We start from the raw sequence: 18,412 nt of genomic DNA, 5'->3' as shown, positions 1-18,412 counted from the left end.
CAGCGTACCCGCCGACCGGAAGTCTTATTCGGCGGGCACCATCGGAGTGCCGATCATCATGCGTTCGCCGCCGGGAGGGGCGGCTTCGCGGGCGGCGCGCAGGACCTGCGTGCGCTCGGCGCGGCTGGCCATCTCGTCCCAGGCCTTTTCAGCGCGGCGGCAGCGGTCGCGGACATTGTCGAGCAGGGCGGCATCGCCGTTGCGGCGTTCCTCGTCAGCACGGGCACGGTAAAATTCGGGGTTGTCGGCCATGCTGCTCAGCTCCTGCTGGAATGTCGAAAGAGTGATGCGGCGACCCTCATGGCCGCCGCATCGTCAGCCGATGTTAGTCGGCCGGCTGGAGGTTGACCGCCGACTGCTTGCCGCGCTTGTCGGGCTCGAGCTCGTAGGTCACGCGCTGGTTCTGGTTCAGCGTCGGCATGCCGGCGCGCTCGACCGCGGTGATGTGCACGAAGGCATCATTGCCGCCGCCATCCGGCGCGATGAAGCCATAGCCCTTGTCGGCGTTGAAGAATTTTACGGTTCCGGTGATAGCCATGAGATGGCTCCTTCTTTGTTTAGACCGTCCGAGTACCGGACGACCGCGTGCCGCGGAGCAGGGAAAGAAGGAGAAAGGTGCCGCAAAGCGCCAAGAACCGTCGATGTGCGACTGTAGCAGACCCTCATATGGGTGATGGGGCGCCGAATTGCAAACCCGCATCCCCTTTGCCGCCCGGCCGGGACGGGCGCCGGACCTCCGGCGCCGGCCCGCAGGGCTTCAGCGGCAGCGCGTCTCGCTGCTGCTGCGGTCGACCGCACGGCCGGCCAGCGCACCGCCGGCCGCGCCGAGCACGGTGCCGAGCAGACCCGATCCGCCCGGAGCGATGACGTTGCCGAGCACGCCACCGGCGACGCCGCCGACGATCAGCCCAGTCGTGCCGTCGTTGCGGCGGCAATAATAGCGGCCGTCATTGCCGCGGTAGACGCGGTCGTTCCGCGACAGGCGTCGTTCGCGGTAGCGGCGGTCGTCGCGGTAGTAGCGGCCGGCGTCGTAGCCGCCATAAGCGGGGTCGGGCCGGTTATAGTCGTACGACCGATAGCGCCGGTCGAAGCCATAGCCCGAGCCGCCATCGGTGGCGCACCCCGCCATCAGGGTGGACGCGGCCAGCAGGCCAAGCGTCAGTCCGCGCATCATATCGTCTCCTCTTTGGTCGAATGATCCATCATCCGAGTTGATCGACATCAATGATCCGTGGCGGCGCTTGGTTGCATGGCCGATCCGGTCAGTCCTTGAGCGCGGCGGGCACCGTGCCGCCGGTCTTTTCGAGTTCGCGCATCACCGCCTTGTGGAGCCAGATGTTCATCTCGGCACTGCCGTCCTTGGCGCCGGTATAGCCGAGCTCGGTCGCCAGTTCCTTGCGGTTGTCGAGGCTGGAATCGAGGTCGAGCAGCTTCATCAGGTCGACGATCGAGCTGCGCCAGTTGAGGTCCGACCCCTTTCGCTGGGCGATGCCGGCGAGGACCGATTCGACGTCGACCGGCGCGGTAGGGGCGACGGGGGCGGCGGGGACCGGTGCCGCAGCCGCTGCGGTCGGGGTGGGCGCAGGCTGCGCGGCGGTGGTCTGCGGGGCGGGTGCGGCCTCGGTCTTGGGGGTGCCGAAATGGCCGCTGCCGAGGGGGCCGTGCTCGCCGAAGATGGCGGACTTGATCTTGCTGAAGATGCTCATGGGATTTCCTTGCTTGGGTAGAAAAGAGTCAGCCGACCGGGGTGTTGCGGCTGGCGATGTCGTGCCGATCGGGGAACGAGGCCGCGCCGGTCGCGGGGCGGAGCGCGTCGCGTTCGGCCTTGGTCGGGACCGCGGTCGGATCGGGGCGGAAGGCGGGCGGCGCGCGGTCGGCGGGGCCGGGGTGCGGCTTGCCGAGCGCGAGATCGGGGGCGGCATGCTCGCTGGGGTTCGCTTTGCGCCGGCGCAGGAACACCGCGACCAGCGCACCGCCGAGGCCGATCGCGGCGGCGCCGGTCGCGAGCATGGTGCGGCCGAAGGTCCTGGACGCCTTCGGCGGCCGGGGCGGCTTCAGCGGGGTGAGCGGCGGGTGCCGGACGGGGTGACCCTCGTGACGGGGGGCATCATGCCGGGGGGGCGTCTTGGTCATCTGCGGATCCTGGCTGTTTCGTGGGCTCAACGGTTTCCGCCGGGGCCTGTTCCGCGGAGTCGCCCCCCTGCCCCTCCCGCTCCACCCCCAGATCGGCACCGTAGATCGCGGTGCGGATCGCGGCGAAATAGCGGTCGCGCGCCTCGCCCTCGGCGCGGCGGCGCTGGGCGAGCTCGAACGCCGCGGCGTCGTCCATGCAGCCCTGTTCATAGGCGTCGAGCTCGCGCTGATAGTCTTCCGTGCCGAAGTCGCCCTGTTCGAAGCCCAGGAAATCGGCGGGCGGCGGGAAATTGGTGCGCCATTCGTCGGTCTTGGCGCACTGCCACATCGTCACGTCCTCGCCGTCCTCGTCGTCGTCGTCGTCGTCGTCGGGCGAATGTTGAGACTGTTGAGACGCCGCGGCGATGTCGTCGTCCGTCGCGGCGGGGGCGGCGATCGCGACCAGCCCGGCGGCCTCGGCGCGCGCCCATTGCTCCGCGGTCCAGCCGCTGCGCGCGGCGGGGTCGAGATCGGCAATGTCGACCTCCGCCGCGGTAGCGACGCCGGTGCGCAGGAAGCGATCGGCGGCGGCGAGCGCGTAGATCGGGTAGAGGTCGGGGCCCCCGCCCCGCATCCCGCCGCCCTGGCCTGCCCCGTCGACGCCCTGCCCGTCGCCGCCCAACACGGCGCAGCGGCGCGCGAGGAACAGGCCCGCGCGCGCCGGCCCGGCATCCTGGCCGACGAGATTGAGATAGGCGTCGAATTCCTGCGCGACGAGGCACGCCGCCTTGGCATCGGCGTCGGGCGCGCTCTCGGCCTGGCGATCGAGCCGCGCGAGCAGGCTGAGCGCGAGGCGGTTGTCGTATTTGTGGCGGGTGATCACGGTCTCGCCGCGGACGATGGTGTCGACGGTGCCTTCGAGCGCGCGGACGAGCAACGTCTCGGCGATCGAGTCGCGCGCGACCAGCGTCGCCGCGCGCCAGCCGAGCGCGAAGGCGGCGCCCTTCGCGGTGCGGCGGAAGGCATAGGCGGACGCGGCGGACAGCCCGACGCGGCGCGCGGCGGCGTCGACGCCGTGCCCTTCGGCGAGCCCTTCGAGGAAGCTGCGCTGGTTGGCGGCGGACCAGCCGTCCTGGCGGCGCGAGACGTGCGGGCCGTCGTCGAGCGGATCGCCGCCGGGGACGAAGGTCTTGAAGCCGGATCCGGACGCGCCGGCCGCGTCGTCGGGCAGCGGCACGTCGTAATAGGTCATGCCATAGTCGTCGCCGGGGACGGTCGCAAAGGCGGCACGCGGCGGTTCGGGACGGTCGGTCATGGTGTGATCCTTTCCTGGAAGGAGAGGATCGAAGGAATATGCAGAGTTCGGAGCTGTAGGACAGCCCGCCGTGCGACTTTTTTGCGAAGCAAACGGGAGCAACGGCGGGCTTGGCCAGCGTCGCTCAAGCGACGACTGACGACGTGGATTTGCCACGGCGCGGAGCCACAGCATGTCCTGCCCTCACCCTTCCCATTCGCCTTTGGCGAATGGGCCCAGTTTCAGGTCGATCATGCCCCGCATGATCTGAACAGCGCGGGGCGCTGTTCACCTGAAACTCCTCTCGCATCGGGAGAGGGAGAGACGCCGAAGGCGGCGATGGGTGAGGACAGGCCGCGGCCCACGAATGCACCGATTTCCGACCAGATCGTCGTTGGATCATTGCGCCGCACACCGCATCCTCGGCTTGACGCGATCATTGTTGTAGCTACATTAACGAGGCAACCATGGAGATCGAGTTCGATCCCTTGAAACGCGCGCTGACGCTGGCGGATCGCGGGATCGATTTCGCCGACGCGCAGACGGTGTTCGACGGGCCGGTCTTCGAATTCGAGGATACGCGGTTCGCCTACCCCGAGCCGTATTTCGCGACGTACGGACTGCTCGGCGAGCGATTGGTTGCCGTGATCTGGACCGAGACGGACACCGATCGCCGCGTGATTTCGACGAGGAAGGCCAATGACCGAGAATACGCCCGCTACCGGCACCGCCTGGCTTGATCCGGCCGACGACGCGCCCGAGTTGACCGAAGAGTTGGCGGACGTCGCCGAGATTTCCATCGGCGGAAAGGTGATCCGCCCGGCGACGGGCTATCTCGGGCCGAACGGCGTCGTGAAGGGCCGCCCGCCCTTGCGCGACCGCGCCAAGCAGCAGGTGACGCTGCGGATCGACCCGGACGTGCTCGCCAAGTTCCGCGAGGGCGGCCCGGGGTGGCAGGGGCGGATCAATGCGGCGTTGCGGGTGGCGGTGGGGTTTTAGGGGTAAGGCGTCCGCCAAAAATCCTGCCCTCACCCTTCCCACCCGGCTGCGCCGGGCGGGCCCCTTCCCTCTCCCAATGGGAGAGGGAGAGACGCCGAAGGCGGCGAAGGGTGAGGACAGGGCAACGTTGCGTCAGACAGCGCGCGGATACTAGTTATCTGCAATTCTGGAATCGCAGGTGGCGGGTCGCATCGTCCGTTCAGACGACCCGCAGCGTCACCGCGGCCTGTGCTTCTCGATCACGGCCTGCATCTCCGCCATCACCTGATCGTGCGGGATGCCGGGGGCGGTGGACGTCATCGCCTTCTCGACCTTCGCGCGGAACCACGCGTCATAGGCTTCCGCTTCTTCGGTGGTCGCGAACTCGGACTCGATGGGGTTTAGGTCGGCCACCGCCGTTATCTAGCATTTGGCGGCCGAAAATGGAATAAGAATGGCCAACCGGATAGATCCGCGCGGTATGCTTACTTCGTTCTAATGTATTCTAGCATGCTAATCATATTAGTGGCGTTAATGACCCCCCAGCACTCGCGCAAAGTCACGCTAATAAGAAAATACATCCAGAACGCCGACGCGTAGCCGTCAAACGGCTCTCCCAACAGACCTATCCTCAGCCCTCCGCCCGCCATTATGGCGACATAGATAATCATAATGACGACTATGAGAATTGATAGCTGAAAGCCAAATATATAATCTTCGGCTGGCCGTTCTTCAGTGAATAACGCCTCGCGGAGGTCCTTAGTCTGCAAAATTGTCGACGCGCGTGTGGTCCACGCCATCGAAAGACCGATCAAAACCGAGGACGCGGGGAATAATGCCTTTTGAGCAAACAACGTAGGATCGCCCACGATCAATACCGTAGCGACAGCCGCAATTCCTACATGAACAAGTAAGAACCAATTTATAATATTCCAGAAGCCCCGGGCCCCTTTTCTCGAGCCCCTGACAAGCCATTTCCAAAAGTTATCCATTAGGCCTGCGAGCCACCCCGTATCCGTCGATAACCACGCCGAGCGGCATCGAGAACAGATACCAATACCGAGATGTTTGGGTCGGACTCAACGCGTTCCGTTACCGGATTCCCCCACAGATGAACTCGCCTTGGCGGCCCACCATCTTGAGGCCTGATTGTTGCCGCAGCCTCCTCCCCATCGGCAGCAACGGCATTTATGACATCCTCAATAGCCTCTTTGTCGAGATCCTCACCTTCCGTTTCCACCCTTGTCCGCTCACCAGATACTTTTTGAGTAAATTCTTTGGCGGGCCCCTGTATCAAACGCTCCACATCTAACGGATTGGGCCTTGAAACAGTGAATCCAAATCGGATTACAGCCCTTGCCGATTTTATAGCGTCCAAGAAATTCACCGGATCTGAGATTGTTTCAACAACAATTACTGAATTTGCTTCCCTCGCAAAGGGGGCAGCATTCAGGAGGGTTTGGAGCTTACCGGCGATTTCGCTTGAGCTTTTTGACACACCAGCCTTACGAATTACACCACACACTTGCAGATCCGGATCAAACACCCCGAATGTAAATGGAGCACGCATCGCCTCCTCCTCCACAAAATCATGGGTATTTTGATCGAACTGCTGCGTAGTGACAGCCTGAGTACGACCCATGGCAAAAGACACCCCGCCTTCTTCAATAGTTTTGACATTCCCGATATGCCATTCTGAGCCACGTCCGACATCCGCGGTTGGCTTTGATTCAATCGATCTGACAATTATAGAAGACGGATTACCTCTTGACCTGAGGAGATCGCCCTGGGGTAAACCTTCACATTTTATCCTGAGAACGTGGATGTAAAACATTTATCCCCCTGCAGTGCCGCTACACCTCCTCAAGCTTAGCGACTTTTAGCAACGGCGCGAGATACTTCCCCGTAAAACTCCCCTTCGCCTTCGCCACCGTTTCCGGCACGCCTTCGGCGACGATCTCGCCGCCCTTGACGCCGCCTTCGGGGCCCAGGTCGATGATCCAGTCGGCGGTCTTGATGACGTCGAGATTGTGCTCGATCACCACCACCGTGTTGCCCTGTTCGACCAACGCGTGGAGGACCTCCAGCAACTTCCGGACATCCTCGAAATGCAGCCCCGTCGTCGGTTCGTCGAGGATGTAGAGCGTGTTGCCGGTCGCGCGGCGCGACAGTTCCTTGGCGAGTTTCACGCGCTGCGCCTCGCCGCCCGAGAGCGTCGTCGCCTGCTGGCCGACTTTCACATAGCCGAGGCCGACCTCGACCAGCATCGCCATCTTGTCGCGGATCGGCGGGACCGCCTTGAAGAACTCGGCGGCGTCCTCGACCGTCATGTCGAGCACGTCGGCGATGCTGTGGCCCTTGAACTTCACCTCGAGCGTCTCGCGGTTGTAGCGCGCGCCGTGGCAGACGTCGCACTGCACATAGACGTCGGGGAGGAAGTGCATCTCGATCTTGAGCACGCCGTCGCCCTGGCACGCCTCGCACCGGCCGCCCTTGACGTTGAAGCTGAACCGGCCGGGCTTGTAGCCGCGCGCCTGCGCCTCTGGCAGGCCGGCGAACCAGTCGCGGATCTGCGTGAAGCTGCCGGTATAGGTGGCCGGGTTGCTGCGCGGCGTGCGGCCGATCGGCGACTGGTCGATGTCGATGACCTTGTCGAGATATTGCAGGCCGGTGATCTTGTCGTGCTTGCCCTGGAGGATGCGCGCACCGTTCAGTTCGCGCGCGGCGGCGGCGTAGAGCGTGTCGATCGTGAAGCTCGACTTGCCCGAGCCCGAGACGCCGGTGATGCAGCAGAAGGTGCCGAGCGGGATGCTGGCGGTCACGCCGCGCAAATTGTTGGCGACCGCGTTGTGGACGGTGAGCTTCTTGCCGTTGCCTTTCCGCCGCGTGGCCGGGACGGGGACGCTGCGCTTGCCCGTCAGATAGTCGGCGGTGATGCTGGTCTTCGATTTCAGCAGCTGCTTCAGCGTGCCCTGCGCCACGACCTCGCCGCCGCGGACGCCCGCGCCGGGGCCCATGTCGATGACGTAATCGGCGGTGCGGATCGCGTCCTCGTCATGCTCGACGACGAGCACGGTGTTGCCGAGGTCGCGGAGCCTGCGAAGGGTCTTGAGCAGCATGTCGTTGTCGCGCTGGTGCAGGCCGATCGACGGTTCGTCGAGGACGTAGAGCACGCCCGAGAGCCCCGAGCCGATCTGCGACGCGAGGCGGATGCGCTGGCTCTCGCCGCCCGACAGCGTGCCGCTGGTGCGGTCGAGGTTGAGATAGTCGAGGCCGACATTGTTGAGGAAGCCGAGGCGCTCGACGATTTCCTTGAGGATGCGTTCGGCGATCGCGTTCTGCTGGTCGCCGAGCTGGGCCGGGATGTCGGTGAAGAACTGCAGCGCGTCGACCACGGACAAATGCGTGGCGTAGGCGATGTCCTTCATGCCGATCTTGACCGCCAGCGCCTCGGGCTTGAGGCGCGCGCCGTGGCAGACCTCGCATTTGGCGGCGCTTTGGTACTTGGACAGCTCCTCGCGCATCCACGCGCTCTCGGTCTGGAGCAGGCGGCGGTTGAGGTTGCCGATGACGCCCTCGAACGGCTTGCTGACGTCGTACTTCTTCTTGCCGTCGATGAAGGTCAGCGTGACCGACTTGCCCTTCGACCCGTGGAGGATGAGGCTCTGGACCTCCGCGGGCAGGTCGGACCAGGGGGTGTCGAGCGCGAAGTCGAACTGGCGCGCGAGGCTGCCGAGCACCTGCATGTAATAGGGCGAGGGCGGGTTGGACTTGGCCCAGGGCACGACCGCGCCCTTCTTGATCGACAGGCCGTGGTTGGGGACGACGAGGTCCTCGTCGAACAGCTGCTTCTCGCCGAGGCCGTCGCACGCCGGGCACGCCCCTTGCGGCGCGTTGAACGAGAAGAGCCGCGGCTCAATCTCGCTGATCGTGAAGCCCGAGACCGGGCAGGCGAATTTCTCGCTGAACACGATGCGGCCGTCGGGGGCGTTGTTGCCGAGGATCTCCGACTTCGGCGTGTGCGGCGCGACCGGGTCGGCGGGGTCGATATAGGCGAGGCCCTCGGCGAGCTTCAGCGCGGTCTCGAAGCTTTCGGCGAGGCGCGTAGCGATGTCGCCGCCGACGACGAGGCGGTCGACCACGACCTCGATGTCATGCTTGTACTTCTTGTCAAGCGCGGGCGCCTCGTCGATCTCGTGGATCGTGCCGTCGATGCGGACGCGCGTGAAGCCGGCCTTCTGCCACTCGAGCATCTCCTTGCGGTACTCGCCTTTCCGCCCGCGGACGACGGGGGCGAGGAGGTAGAGGCGCGTGCCCTCGGGGAGTGCGAGGACGCGGTCGACCATCTGCGACACGGTCTGCGCGGCGATCGGCAGCCCGGTGGTCGGGCTGTACGGCGTGCCGACGCGCGCCCAGAGCAGGCGCATGTAGTCGTAGATCTCGGTGACCGTCGCGACGGTCGAGCGCGGGTTGCGGCTGGTCGTCTTCTGCTCGATCGAGATCGCAGGGGACAGGCCCTCGATATGGTCGACATCGGGCTTTTGCATCAGCTCGAGGAACTGGCGCGCATAGGCCGACAGCGATTCGACGTAGCGGCGCTGCCCCTCGGCATAGATGGTGTCGAAGGCGAGGCTCGACTTGCCGCTGCCCGACAGCCCGGTGATCACCGTCAGCGTGTCGCGGGGGATGTCGATATCGACGTCCTTGAGATTGTGCTCGCGCGCGCCGCGGACGGAAATGTGAGTCAGCATATCGGAGGGTTCTACTTCTGTTCTTGGCCGGATGCCAGAGGCGGAGATAGGAACGCACGAACCCGCGTGCCAGCACCCACCCGGCCGAAAAGCCCTCCGATCGAAAGCCCCCCCGATTGAAAAGAACCACGCGTGTATTATCTCGGTCGTACACAGCGGCGCGAGGACGATATGGCGAAAACCAAGGACGGGACCAAGAAGACCGACAAGCCCAAGGTGAAGATCCCCAAGGAGATCGCCGGGTTCAAGGTCCCCAAGGAGCTCCGGAAAAAGGGCGAGGCGCTGATCGAGCGCGCCAATTCGCCCGAGGGGCGCCAGGCGATCGCGTCGGGGCTGGCGATGGTCGGCGGCCTCGTCGCGGCCAACGCGGCGCGCAAGGCCGAGGCGAAGGCGTCCGAGACGGCGAAGCCGGCGGCCGCCAGCCCCGAGGCGCCCCAGTCGGAGGCTTCAAAGGCCGAGACGAAGCCCGAGACCCCGAAGCCCGGTACCCCCGGCATCAACCCGCAGCAGATGGCAGACCAGATCGGCGCGGCGGCGGACATGCTGCTGGGGCGGATTTTCGCGAAGCGGTAGGGGATGGCTGCGGGTTCGGCACGGGCTCGCCGGGCGGCGTCATTTCACCCGCAGCGTCCTGCTGGCGCCGTTCAAGCCGGCGCCGCTCACCGTCAATCTGACCTGTCCGGGTCGTCGATCCGAACGTAGGATCGCCATGGCGAAGCCATCATGGAGCGCCTTCCTGGTATCCGAGAACAGATCGTCGCTCCAATGGTCGCCATTGTCGACGGCGATCAACCGGGCGGCGCCGCTGACCTGGAACGTGATCGGATCCGTTGCCGTACGTACGACGCGCCCCCGGCTGTCGACCGCATAGACCTTGGCATATTGCAGGTCCATGCCGTCCGCCTTCCAAGCCGTGTTCTCGATCTCGATCCTGAGCGCCACGGCCTTGCCGGTCGTTTCGATCTGGTCCCTGGCGATGACCTTTCCGCCCGTCCGCGCGATCGCCGTGAGTTGCCCTGCGGCGTAGGGCACATCCTTCCAGTAGATCGTGTTCCGTTTCGTCACATCCATCGCGTTCTTCTGGACACCGATGGACTTGCCGTTGACGAGGAGTTCGACCTCCTCGGCGTTCGTATAGGTGTAGACGTTGTAGAGCTTGCCGGCCTGCCGGTTCCAGTTCGACGAGATGATCTTCTGGCCGACCATCACGTCGTTCCACATCTTTGCCTCGCCCTCGTTGTCAACGACCCCGATATGGACCACCGGCGTGTCGGTGAAGATGCTCTTCGCCAGCCACGCCTGGGGGAATGGCTCCAGCGCGTGGTTGAAGAACGAATAGGCCCAGCCCTTCTTCGGCCAGCCGTCGGACTCTCCCCAATATTCGATGGCGCCCCAATAGGCCAAGCCGACCATCCTGTCGCGGTCCATGCCGAAATACGGCGCGGCCAGTTCGTTGGTGACAGCCTCGCTTTGGTACACGATCAGGTCGGGGGCGTGCTTCAGGTACTGCGGGTAATCGACCCACAAATAGTTGAAGCTCGTGACATCGGTGATCGTCGCCAATTCGGGCGGGATGATATTGCTTTCGATGTTGAAGGCCGGATTGGCCTTGATGATGCCGTTGGCGCGCGCCGGATACATCGCCACGGTCGTCTTGCGCGTCGGATCGTAGCGCTTCGCGACGGCATCCATGATGCGATAGGTGGTCTTGCCCCAGTCGCCGGTCGGCCAGTTCCACCGTTCCTGCTGGAACTGCAGTTCGTTGCCAAAGCTCCACATGATCACTGACGGGTGATTGCGGTCGCGCTTGATCCATTCTTTCTCGTTGTCGAACCAGACGTCGTTCCAGGGTACGCTGCCCGCCCAGGCGGCGGTGCTGCCCCATTTGTCGTATAGCTCGTCGACGATCAGCAGACCCTTCTCGTCGGCGAGGTCGAGGAAGGACTCCGAATAGGGGTTATGCGAGGTGCGGATATGGTTGAAGCCGAACGCCTTCAGCCGGTCCATCATCCGGGCGATCGACGTCCGGTGCGCGGCAACCCCGACCGCGCCGAGATCGTCGTGGTTCGCGACGCCCTTCAGGAAAACCTTCTTGCCGTTCAGACGAAGGCCGAAGTCCTTGGAGAACTCAACGGTGCGGATGCCGAAGCGCTTCGTCAGCCGGTCGACGATCTTGCCGCCGGAGACCAGTTCGACCTCGGCCGTGTAGAGGCTGGGGGTCTCGACCGACCACAGGTTGGGCGCGGCAACGGCGAGGTTCGGCATCGCCACCTCGACGGTCGGCAGGTTCCGCGGGGCAGGAACCTGGCTTTGGGTCGTACCGACGAGTTTGCCATCCGGCGAAAAGATCCTCGTCCTGATTTCGACCGCGTCCTGCTTGCCCTTGAGGCCGGCGACCTCGACCTGCACGTTGACTTGGGCGCCAGCCGCGGAAACGACCGGCGTGGTCACGAAAATGCCATGCCGCGCGATCGATACCGGGTTTCTGACCACCAGATGCACGTCGCGGAACAACCCTCCCCCCGTGTACCAACGCGAATTGCCGTCCTTGGTCGTGGCACGCACGGCGATGACATTGTCGGCGCCGTAGCGAATGGCGTCGGAAATATCGGCCTCGAAGCCGAGATAGCCATAGGCCGTGCCGCCGACTTTCCTGCCATTCACCCAAACTTCGCCGGACAACATGATCCCTTCGAAGTCGAGCAGGACCTGCTTCCCCTTCCAGCCGCTGTCGGCCGTGAAGGTCTTGCGGTACCAGGCAACGCCCGGCGCCTTGAACCCGCGGCCCCGGTTGGCGGTCTTGTCCCAAGGCTGTTCGAACTGGAAATCGTGCGGCAGGTCGAGCTTGCGCCAGTTGCGGTCATCGAAGGCGAGGTCCTGCGCTCCCGCGATATCGCCTTGCCGGAAGGTCCAGCCAAAGTCGTAGAGCTGGTTGATCCTCGGCTGCTTGTCTTTCTCGCCCTGAGCGATGAGCGGAGCGGAGCAGGCCAACGCGCACACGGTCACCGGAATCTTCGTGCTCATCATCGACAGCCGCCCCTGTATTGCCCTTCCCGTTGGTCAGCGTGACGCACGAGGGGCCTCGGAGAATTTGGCACCGTCACGATACTGAACACAACAGTTTTTACATTATGATATCAGCTATCATTTATTGAACGGCGGTAGACATCGCAGCCGGATGCGCCCCTCAGTCCGCCAGCGAACGCGTTTTACCCCGCCAGGCGAGCGAGCGGCGGTTGAGGGCGTGGAGGTCTTCGGTGCCGGCGATCACGGCGTCGCCGAGTGCGATCGCGCGCGCGAGGATCTCGGGGGGTGCGTGGCGATAGGCGGGACGCGCGAGGATGTGGTCGTACCAGCGGCCTCCGCACGCGGCGTCGAGCAGGATGCGCTGGAAGCAATGGTCGGCGCGGACCGGCCAGCGGCGCGCGGCGGCGAGACCGGGTAGCGTCTCGCGCGTCAGCGTCAGCGTCAGCCAGCGGGTGGCGGCGTCCGGCAATCCGGGCGGCAGGTCCAGCGGCAGCTCGGGGTCGGCCATCGAGAGGGTTTCGCCGGAGGGGGTGCCGTCCGCCCCCGCAGGGGGCGGACGGCGTCGCTTACTTGACCTCGGCGGTGCCGTTGATCACCGCGGCCTTCTGGCCGTTGGTCAGCGCGTCGGCGTTGACGTCGGCATCGTCGATCGCCTCGGAGCGCTCTTCGCCATTGTCGCGGATCGCCTCGGCGCGGTCCTCGAGATTGTCGGCGGTCGCTTCCAGCGCGGCGGCGTTGTTGTCCGCGGCCTGCTCGACCTGGTCGCCGAGCTTGTCGTCGCCCTTGCCGCCACAGGCTGCGAGCGAAAGCGCGGAGACCGCGAGGAGAGCGGCGGTGAAGGCGGTCTTCATATGGATCAATCCCTGATCGTTTCGGAGCCGGGACAACCGCCGCGTCGGCCGCTTTGTTCCGCCCGCTTGCTCCCGCGCGCGCGCTTCTCTACCCGTTGGCACATGCGCAAACACATCCTCATCGTGCTCGGCCTGATCCTGCTCGTGATCGCCGGGGGCGTCGTCTATCTCGCCTGGCCCGATACCGCGAAACTTCCCGCCGACGCGGTCACCGGCAAGCGGCCGCAGATCGCGGCGCCGCGCGAGCAGGTGATCCCGACGGTCGACGTTGCCAAGGTGGTCGGCTGGCAGGGCGCGGCCCGGCCGACGGTCGCGGCGGGGCTGCAGGTGCAGCCGTTCGCGACCGGGCTCGACCATCCGCGCTGGATGTACCGGCTGCCCAATGGCGACGTGCTGGTCGCCGAGACCAACTCGCCGCCGCGCGAGGGTGGCGGGATCACCGGGTTCGTGATGAAGATCCTGATGGGGCGCGCCGGCGCGGGGACGCCGTCGGCGAACCGCATCACGCTGCTGCGCGACGCGAACGGGGACGGCGTCGCCGAGACCCGGAGCGCGTTCATGACCGGGCTCAATTCGCCGTTCGGGATGACCCTGCTGGACGGGCAGCTGTACATCGCGAACACCGATGCGCTGGTCCGCGTGCCCTATGTCGAGGGCGCGACGAAGATCACCGCCAAGCCCGAGCTGGTGATCAAGCTCAACCCGGGCGGCAACCACTGGGCGCGCAACGTCGTCACCGCGGCGGACGGCAAGACGCTGTACGTCTCGGTCGGCTCGTCGTCGAACATCGCCGAGAACGGCATGGCGGCGGAGAAGTACCGCGCCAACATCCTGCAGGTCTGGCCCGTGGACAAGAACTGGCGGATCTATGCCGCCGGGCTGCGCAACCCGGTCGGGATGGCGATCAACCCGGCGTCGGGCCAGCTGTGGACCGTCGTCAACGAGCGCGACCAGCTGGGGTCCGATCTGGCGCCCGATTATTTGACGCAGATCGAGTTCGGCGATCACTTCGGCTGGCCCTGGTATTATTGGGGCGGTTATCCCGATGCGCGCGTCGAGCCGAAGAACCCGGCGCTGCAGGAATATTCGAAGCGGCCGGACTTTGCGCTGGGCGCGCATGTCGCGGCGCTGGGGCTGACGTTTGCGAACGAGACCAGGCTCGGCGCGCGCTTTGCGGGCGGTGCGTTCGTCGGCGAGCACGGGTCGTGGAACCGCAAGCCGGTGTCGGGCTACAAGGTGGTGTACGTGCCGTTCGCGGCGGGCGGGTTCCCGGCGGCGAACGCCAAGCCGGTCGAGGTGGTCGGCGGGTTCCTCGACAAGGACGGCAACGCGCAGGGGCGGCCGGTGGGCGTGATCGCGGACAGGACCGGGGCGCTGCTGGTCGCGGACGATGTGGGGAACCGGATCTGGCGGGTCAGCGCGCGCTAGGCGTCTAGCGCGCCATCCCCAACGCCGTTCGTGCTGAGCGAAGTCGAAGAACTGTCGCTCATGGCCTCCCCTTCGACTTCGCTCAGGGCGAACGGAGGGGGGTATGGTCCGCTACGAGCGACGTTATTTCAGCAGCTTGGGCGCCTCGCGCTCGATCGCGCCCTTGATCTTGCTGGCGAACAGACCGAGGATTCCGGGCAGGTCGACGACCGCGTGGACCTTGTCGTCGAACACCGTCGCGCTGCTGGCGATCGTCTGGCCCATCGCCTGGACGGTGAAGTGCATCGTGTCGCCCTCCCAGCGGTGGACGACGTTGCCGCCGCCGGGAATCTTGTCGACGACCTGGGCGACGCCGCCCTCGAGCCGGGCGCGGACCGCCTGCTTGCCAAGCGTGTGCGGGATGTCGAGCGTGATCGGGTTGGCCATGGGGGTCCTTCAGGTCGCGAAAAGCTGGGTATCGTCTGCGAACGCCTTGAACTCCAAGGCGTTGCCCGACGGATCGCAAAAGAACATCGTCGCCTGCTCGCCGACCTGCCCCTTGAAGCGGATGTGCGGGGCGATCCCGAACGCCACGCCGGCGGCGGCTACGCGCTGCGACAGCGTTTCCCAGTCGGCCATCGTCAGCACCACGCCGAAATGCGGCACGGGGACGCTGTGGCCGTCGACCGGGTTCGACACCGCGACCGCGCGTGCGGCGGGATCGAGATGCGCGACGATCTGGTGCCCGAACAGGTCGAAGTCGATCCACGCGTCGCTGCTGCGGCCTTCGCGGCAGCCGAGCGTGCCAGCGTAGAAGGCGCGCGCCGCGGCGAGGTCGTGGACGGGGAAGGCGAGATGGAACGGGCGGAGAGTCATGGCGGGCGTGATACCGTGGGGGGTGGCGGTCGTCACTCCCCCCGCGGTGACGTTGTGCGTCCGCCGCTCACCTCCCCCGTCATCCCAGCGAAGGCTGGGATCTCCTGGTTCGGGCCGCGGCACCCGCCCCGGAGAGATCCCAGCCTGCGCTGGGATGACGATTGGGGGGGCGGGGACGAACGTGCGTCGGGCGACACCGGATCATTGCCCCGCCCCCGCCCCGCCTCCATAGAACCGGCGTGACCCGCGCTCTCCTCACCTCCCCCGCCCTTGCCTCCGTCCTCCTCGGCGCGATCGCCGCGACGGGGTTCGCGCCGCTCGACCTCTGGCCGCTGACGCTGGTCGCGGTCGGATTGTGGATCGGCCTCGTCCACGGTGCCCCCTCGCTGCGCAGCGCCGCCGTGCGCGGGTGGCTGTTCGGGCTCGGGCATTTCACGGTCAACAACAACTGGTTCCAGCACGCGTTCGACTTCCAGGACGCGATGCCGCCGGTGCTCGGCTATTTCGCCGCGGTCGGGCTGGCGCTCTACCTGGCGGTGTTCCCGATGATCGCCGCCGCGCTCGCCTGGCGGATCGCGCGCAAGGGCATCCTCGATCCCGCGTTCGTGCTGGTGTTCGGCGCGGCGTGGATCGCGACCGAGTGGCTGCGCAGCGTGCTGTTCACCGGCTATGCCTGGGATCCGCTCGGCGTCGTCTGGCTGCCCGCGATCGGGGTCGCGCGGCTGTCGGCGTGGATCGGGACCTATGCGCTGTCGGGCATGACGATCGTTGCGGCGGGCGCGGTGCTCTTGCTCCTGCGCCGCCGCTACACGCTGCCGGCTGTGGTCGCGCCGCTGCTCGGGCTCGCCGCGCTGTCGGCATTGTGGACGAACGCCCCCGATGCCGCGCCCGGCGCGCCGCTGGTCCGCATCGTCCAGCCCGATATCGGGCAGGAGGATCGCAGCGAGTCGGACGGCGAACGCGTCCTGTCGGCGCTCGAGGCACTGTCGGGGAAGCCCGGCGCGCAGCCGCGGCTGGTGGTGTGGCCCGAGGGCGTGGTGCGCGACTATCTCGAGGATGGGTATCCACCCTACGCCTATGACTGGTCGAGCCCGCTCTATCTGCGCCGCCGGATCGCGCGGCTGCTCGGGCCGCAGGACATCCTGCTGACCGGCGGCACCGCGCTGGAGTTCGACCGCGAAGACGCGATCTCAGGCGCGGCGAACTCGGTGTTCGCGCTCGATGGGCAGGCGCGGCTGCGAGGCCGCTACGACAAGGCGCACCTGGTGCCGTACGGCGAATATCTGCCGATGCCGTGGCTGCTGAAGCCGCTAGGGCTCGCGCGGCTGGTGCCGGGCGACATCGACTTCACCTCGGGTCCGGGGCCGGGCAACCTGACGCTGCCCGGGTTCGGCACGATCGGGATGCAGATCTGCTACGAGATCATCTTCTCGGGCCAGGTGGTCGACCGCGCGCATCGCCCGCGCCTGCTGTTCAATCCGTCCAACGACGCCTGGTTCGGGACCTGGGGCCCGCCGCAGCATCTGGCGCAGGCGCGGATGCGCGCGATCGAGGAAGGGCTGCCGATCGTCCGCGCGACGCCGACCGGCATCTCCGCGATCATCGGCGCGGACGGCCGGCTGATCGCGACCGTGCCGCACGAGACCGCCGGCGCGATCGAGCGGCCCTTGCCCCCCGCGCTGGTGCCGACACTGTTCTCGCGGACCGGCAACGCGATGGCCGCGATCATCGCCGGACTGCTGCTCGCGATGGCCGTTGCCCTGCGCCGCCGGTCGCGCTAAACGGAGATATAAAGCTTTCCTTATATGTCGCTCCCCAGCCGCTGGGCCGGAGCCCTAGCCGTGAGGTCCTATGCGCAAATCCTTCCTCTTCACCTCCGAGTCCGTCTCCGAGGGCCATCCCGACAAGGTCGCGGACCAGATCAGCGACACGATCGTCGACCTGTTCCTCGCCAAGGACCCGCAGGCGCGTATCGCGTGCGAGACGCTGACCACGACGCAGCTGGTCGTGCTGGCCGGCGAGATCCGCGGCAAGGGCATCTACGAGAATGACGAGTGGGCGCCGGGCGTGCTCGCCGAGATCGAGGCCGCCGTCCGCAACACGGTCAAGGACATCGGCTACGAGCAGTCGGGCTTCCACTGGGAGACGTTCCGCTTCGAGAACAACCTCCACGGCCAGTCCGCGGAGATCGCGATGGGCGTCGACGAGAGCGGCAACAAGGACGAGGGCGCCGGCGACCAGGGCATCATGTTCGGCTACGCCACCGACGAGACGCCGGGCCTGATGCCCGCGACGCTCTACTACAGCCACAAGATCCTCGAGCGGATGGCCGCCGACCGCCATTCGGGCGCGGCCCCGTTCCTCGAGCCCGACGCCAAGAGCCAGGTGACGCTCGAATATCAGGACGAGAAGCCGGTCCGCGCGACCGCGCTGGTCGTCTCGACGCAGCACGCACCGGGCTATTCGGAAAAGGGCAAGAACCCCGATCCGGCCAAGTATGCCGAGCTGCGTGATTACGTGATGGGCGTGTTCAAGGACGTGCTGCCCGACGGCTTCATCTCGGATGACACCGCAATCTACATCAACCCGACCGGCGCGTTCGAAATCGGCGGCCCCGACGGCGACGCCGGCGTCACCGGGCGCAAGATCATCGTCGACACGTACGGCGGCGCGGCCCCGCACGGCGGCGGCGCGTTCTCGGGCAAGGATCCGACCAAGGTCGACCGCTCGGCCGCCTATGTCGCGCGCTACCTCGCCAAGAACGTCGTCGCCGCGGGCCTCGCGCGCCGCTGCACGATCCAGCTGTCCTACGCGATCGGCATCGCCGAGCCGCTGTCGGTGTATGTCGACCTGCACGGCACCGGCACGGTCGAGGAAGCAGCGCTCGAGGCAGCCCTGCCCAAGCTGGTCCGCCTGACCCCCAAGGGCATCCGCGAGCACCTCAAGCTCAACGCGCCGATCTACAAGAAGTCGGCCGCGTACGGCCATTTCGGCCGCGAGCCCGAGGGCGATTTCTTCACCTGGGAAAAGACCGACCTGGTCGACAAACTGAAGGCCGCGGTCGCCTGATCCCAGGCTATCGTTGAAATCAAGCCCCCGCCGGACCCGTCCGACGG

Annotated in this window: 20 protein-coding genes; 6 read left to right on the top strand and 14 right to left on the bottom strand. The window is 66.1% G+C overall.

Going from position 1 to position 18,412, the window contains the following annotated elements:
- Positions 1-24: 24 nt before the first annotated feature.
- The 6 genes from FSB78_RS17250 to FSB78_RS17225 form a co-directional block, all read right to left on the bottom strand.
- Positions 25-252 (bottom strand): hypothetical protein, encoded by a 228-nt coding sequence (locus tag FSB78_RS17250; protein WP_147083772.1) that lies wholly within the window; start codon positions 250-252, stop codon positions 25-27.
- A gap of 73 nt (positions 253-325) precedes the next feature.
- The gene (locus FSB78_RS17245; RefSeq protein ID WP_031394996.1) at positions 326-538 is read right to left on the bottom strand and encodes a cold-shock protein; all 213 of its coding nucleotides are present in this window, start codon (positions 536-538) and stop codon (positions 326-328) included.
- Positions 539-757: 219 nt separating this feature from the next.
- Positions 758-1,171, bottom strand: a complete 414-nt coding sequence (locus tag FSB78_RS17240) for a glycine zipper 2TM domain-containing protein (RefSeq protein ID WP_147084289.1) — start codon at positions 1,169-1,171, stop codon at positions 758-760.
- Between the two features lie 91 nt (positions 1,172-1,262).
- A complete protein-coding gene (locus tag FSB78_RS17235; protein ID WP_147083771.1) occupies positions 1,263-1,706 on the bottom strand; it encodes a DUF3597 domain-containing protein in 444 nt (147 codons plus the stop codon).
- 28 nt (positions 1,707-1,734) lie between these two features.
- Complete coding sequence (locus tag FSB78_RS17230) at positions 1,735-2,133, bottom strand: hypothetical protein (protein ID WP_147083770.1); 399 nt, start codon at positions 2,131-2,133, stop codon at positions 1,735-1,737.
- Positions 2,108-3,427: a hypothetical protein gene (locus FSB78_RS17225; RefSeq protein ID WP_147083769.1), complete on the bottom strand. Its 1,320-nt coding sequence runs from the start codon at positions 3,425-3,427 to the stop codon at positions 2,108-2,110. The genes FSB78_RS17230 and FSB78_RS17225 overlap by 26 nt, the downstream gene beginning before the upstream one ends.
- A 446-nt stretch (positions 3,428-3,873) precedes the next feature.
- On the opposite strand from FSB78_RS17225, the gene FSB78_RS17220 reads away from it, so the two are divergent.
- Entirely contained in the window at positions 3,874-4,146 is a 273-nt protein-coding gene (locus FSB78_RS17220; RefSeq protein WP_147083768.1) for a BrnT family toxin, read from the top strand.
- Positions 4,106-4,405, top strand: coding sequence for a BrnA antitoxin family protein (locus FSB78_RS17215; RefSeq protein WP_147083767.1), 300 nt, complete (start codon positions 4,106-4,108; stop codon positions 4,403-4,405). Before FSB78_RS17220 ends, FSB78_RS17215 begins: the two co-directional genes overlap by 41 nt.
- Positions 4,406-4,621: 216 nt before the next feature.
- On the opposite strand, the gene relB is transcribed toward FSB78_RS17215, so the two are convergent.
- The 3 genes from relB to uvrA all read right to left on the bottom strand — a co-directional run bounded on the left by relB (position 4,622) and on the right by uvrA (position 9,135).
- On the bottom strand, positions 4,622-4,798 hold the full coding sequence (relB, locus tag FSB78_RS17210) for a type II toxin-antitoxin system RelB family antitoxin (protein WP_147083766.1): 177 nt from the start codon (positions 4,796-4,798) through the stop codon (positions 4,622-4,624).
- Positions 4,799-5,375: 577 nt separating this feature from the next.
- Entirely contained in the window at positions 5,376-6,218 is an 843-nt protein-coding gene (locus tag FSB78_RS17205) for a hypothetical protein (RefSeq protein ID WP_147083765.1), read from the bottom strand.
- Positions 6,219-6,237: 19 nt separating this feature from the next.
- A complete protein-coding gene (gene uvrA, locus FSB78_RS17200) occupies positions 6,238-9,135 on the bottom strand; it encodes an excinuclease ABC subunit UvrA (RefSeq protein ID WP_147083764.1) in 2,898 nt (965 codons plus the stop codon).
- A 132-nt stretch (positions 9,136-9,267) separates the two neighbouring features.
- On the opposite strand from uvrA, the gene FSB78_RS19165 reads away from it, so the two are divergent.
- Complete coding sequence (locus tag FSB78_RS19165; protein ID WP_158638034.1) at positions 9,268-9,708, top strand: hypothetical protein; 441 nt, start codon at positions 9,268-9,270, stop codon at positions 9,706-9,708.
- Between the two features lie 39 nt (positions 9,709-9,747).
- Here the strand turns inward: FSB78_RS19165 and FSB78_RS17190 are convergent, their stop codons facing one another.
- The 3 genes from FSB78_RS17190 to FSB78_RS17180 all read right to left on the bottom strand — a co-directional run bounded on the left by FSB78_RS17190 (position 9,748) and on the right by FSB78_RS17180 (position 13,013).
- Positions 9,748-12,159, bottom strand: coding sequence for a glycoside hydrolase family 2 TIM barrel-domain containing protein (locus FSB78_RS17190; protein ID WP_147083763.1), 2,412 nt, complete (start codon positions 12,157-12,159; stop codon positions 9,748-9,750).
- 163 nt (positions 12,160-12,322) lie between these two features.
- Positions 12,323-12,670, bottom strand: coding sequence for a GCN5-related N-acetyltransferase (locus FSB78_RS17185; RefSeq protein ID WP_242008370.1), 348 nt, complete (start codon positions 12,668-12,670; stop codon positions 12,323-12,325).
- 58 nt (positions 12,671-12,728) lie between these two features.
- Positions 12,729-13,013: a lipoprotein gene (locus FSB78_RS17180; RefSeq protein ID WP_147083762.1), complete on the bottom strand. Its 285-nt coding sequence runs from the start codon at positions 13,011-13,013 to the stop codon at positions 12,729-12,731.
- Positions 13,014-13,115: 102 nt separating this feature from the next.
- Between FSB78_RS17180 and FSB78_RS17175 the strand changes: the two genes are divergently transcribed.
- Positions 13,116-14,441 carry a PQQ-dependent sugar dehydrogenase gene (locus FSB78_RS17175; protein WP_147083761.1) on the top strand — a complete coding sequence of 442 codons (1,326 nt, stop codon included), beginning with the start codon at positions 13,116-13,118 and terminating at the stop codon, positions 14,439-14,441.
- 123 nt (positions 14,442-14,564) lie between these two features.
- Here FSB78_RS17175 and FSB78_RS17170 read toward each other — a convergent pair whose 3' ends face one another.
- Entirely contained in the window at positions 14,565-14,867 is a 303-nt protein-coding gene (locus FSB78_RS17170; protein WP_147083760.1) for a polyhydroxyalkanoic acid system family protein, read from the bottom strand.
- A gap of 9 nt (positions 14,868-14,876) precedes the next feature.
- A complete protein-coding gene (locus FSB78_RS17165) occupies positions 14,877-15,296 on the bottom strand; it encodes a VOC family protein (RefSeq protein ID WP_147083759.1) in 420 nt (139 codons plus the stop codon).
- Between the two features lie 239 nt (positions 15,297-15,535).
- Between FSB78_RS17165 and lnt the strand changes: the two genes are divergently transcribed.
- Together lnt and metK are read left to right on the top strand one after the other, a co-directional pair.
- Positions 15,536-17,077, top strand: a complete 1,542-nt coding sequence (gene lnt, locus FSB78_RS17160) for an apolipoprotein N-acyltransferase (protein ID WP_147083758.1) — start codon at positions 15,536-15,538, stop codon at positions 17,075-17,077.
- Positions 17,078-17,147: 70 nt separating this feature from the next.
- Entirely contained in the window at positions 17,148-18,365 is a 1,218-nt protein-coding gene (gene metK / locus FSB78_RS17155) for a methionine adenosyltransferase (RefSeq protein WP_147083757.1), read from the top strand.
- Positions 18,366-18,412 lie beyond the last annotated feature (47 nt).

This window comes from Sphingomonas ginsenosidivorax (genome assembly GCF_007995065.1).
Taxonomy (GTDB): domain Bacteria; phylum Pseudomonadota; class Alphaproteobacteria; order Sphingomonadales; family Sphingomonadaceae; genus Sphingomonas; species Sphingomonas ginsenosidivorax.
This window is presented reverse-complemented; position numbering and strand designations above follow the sequence as displayed.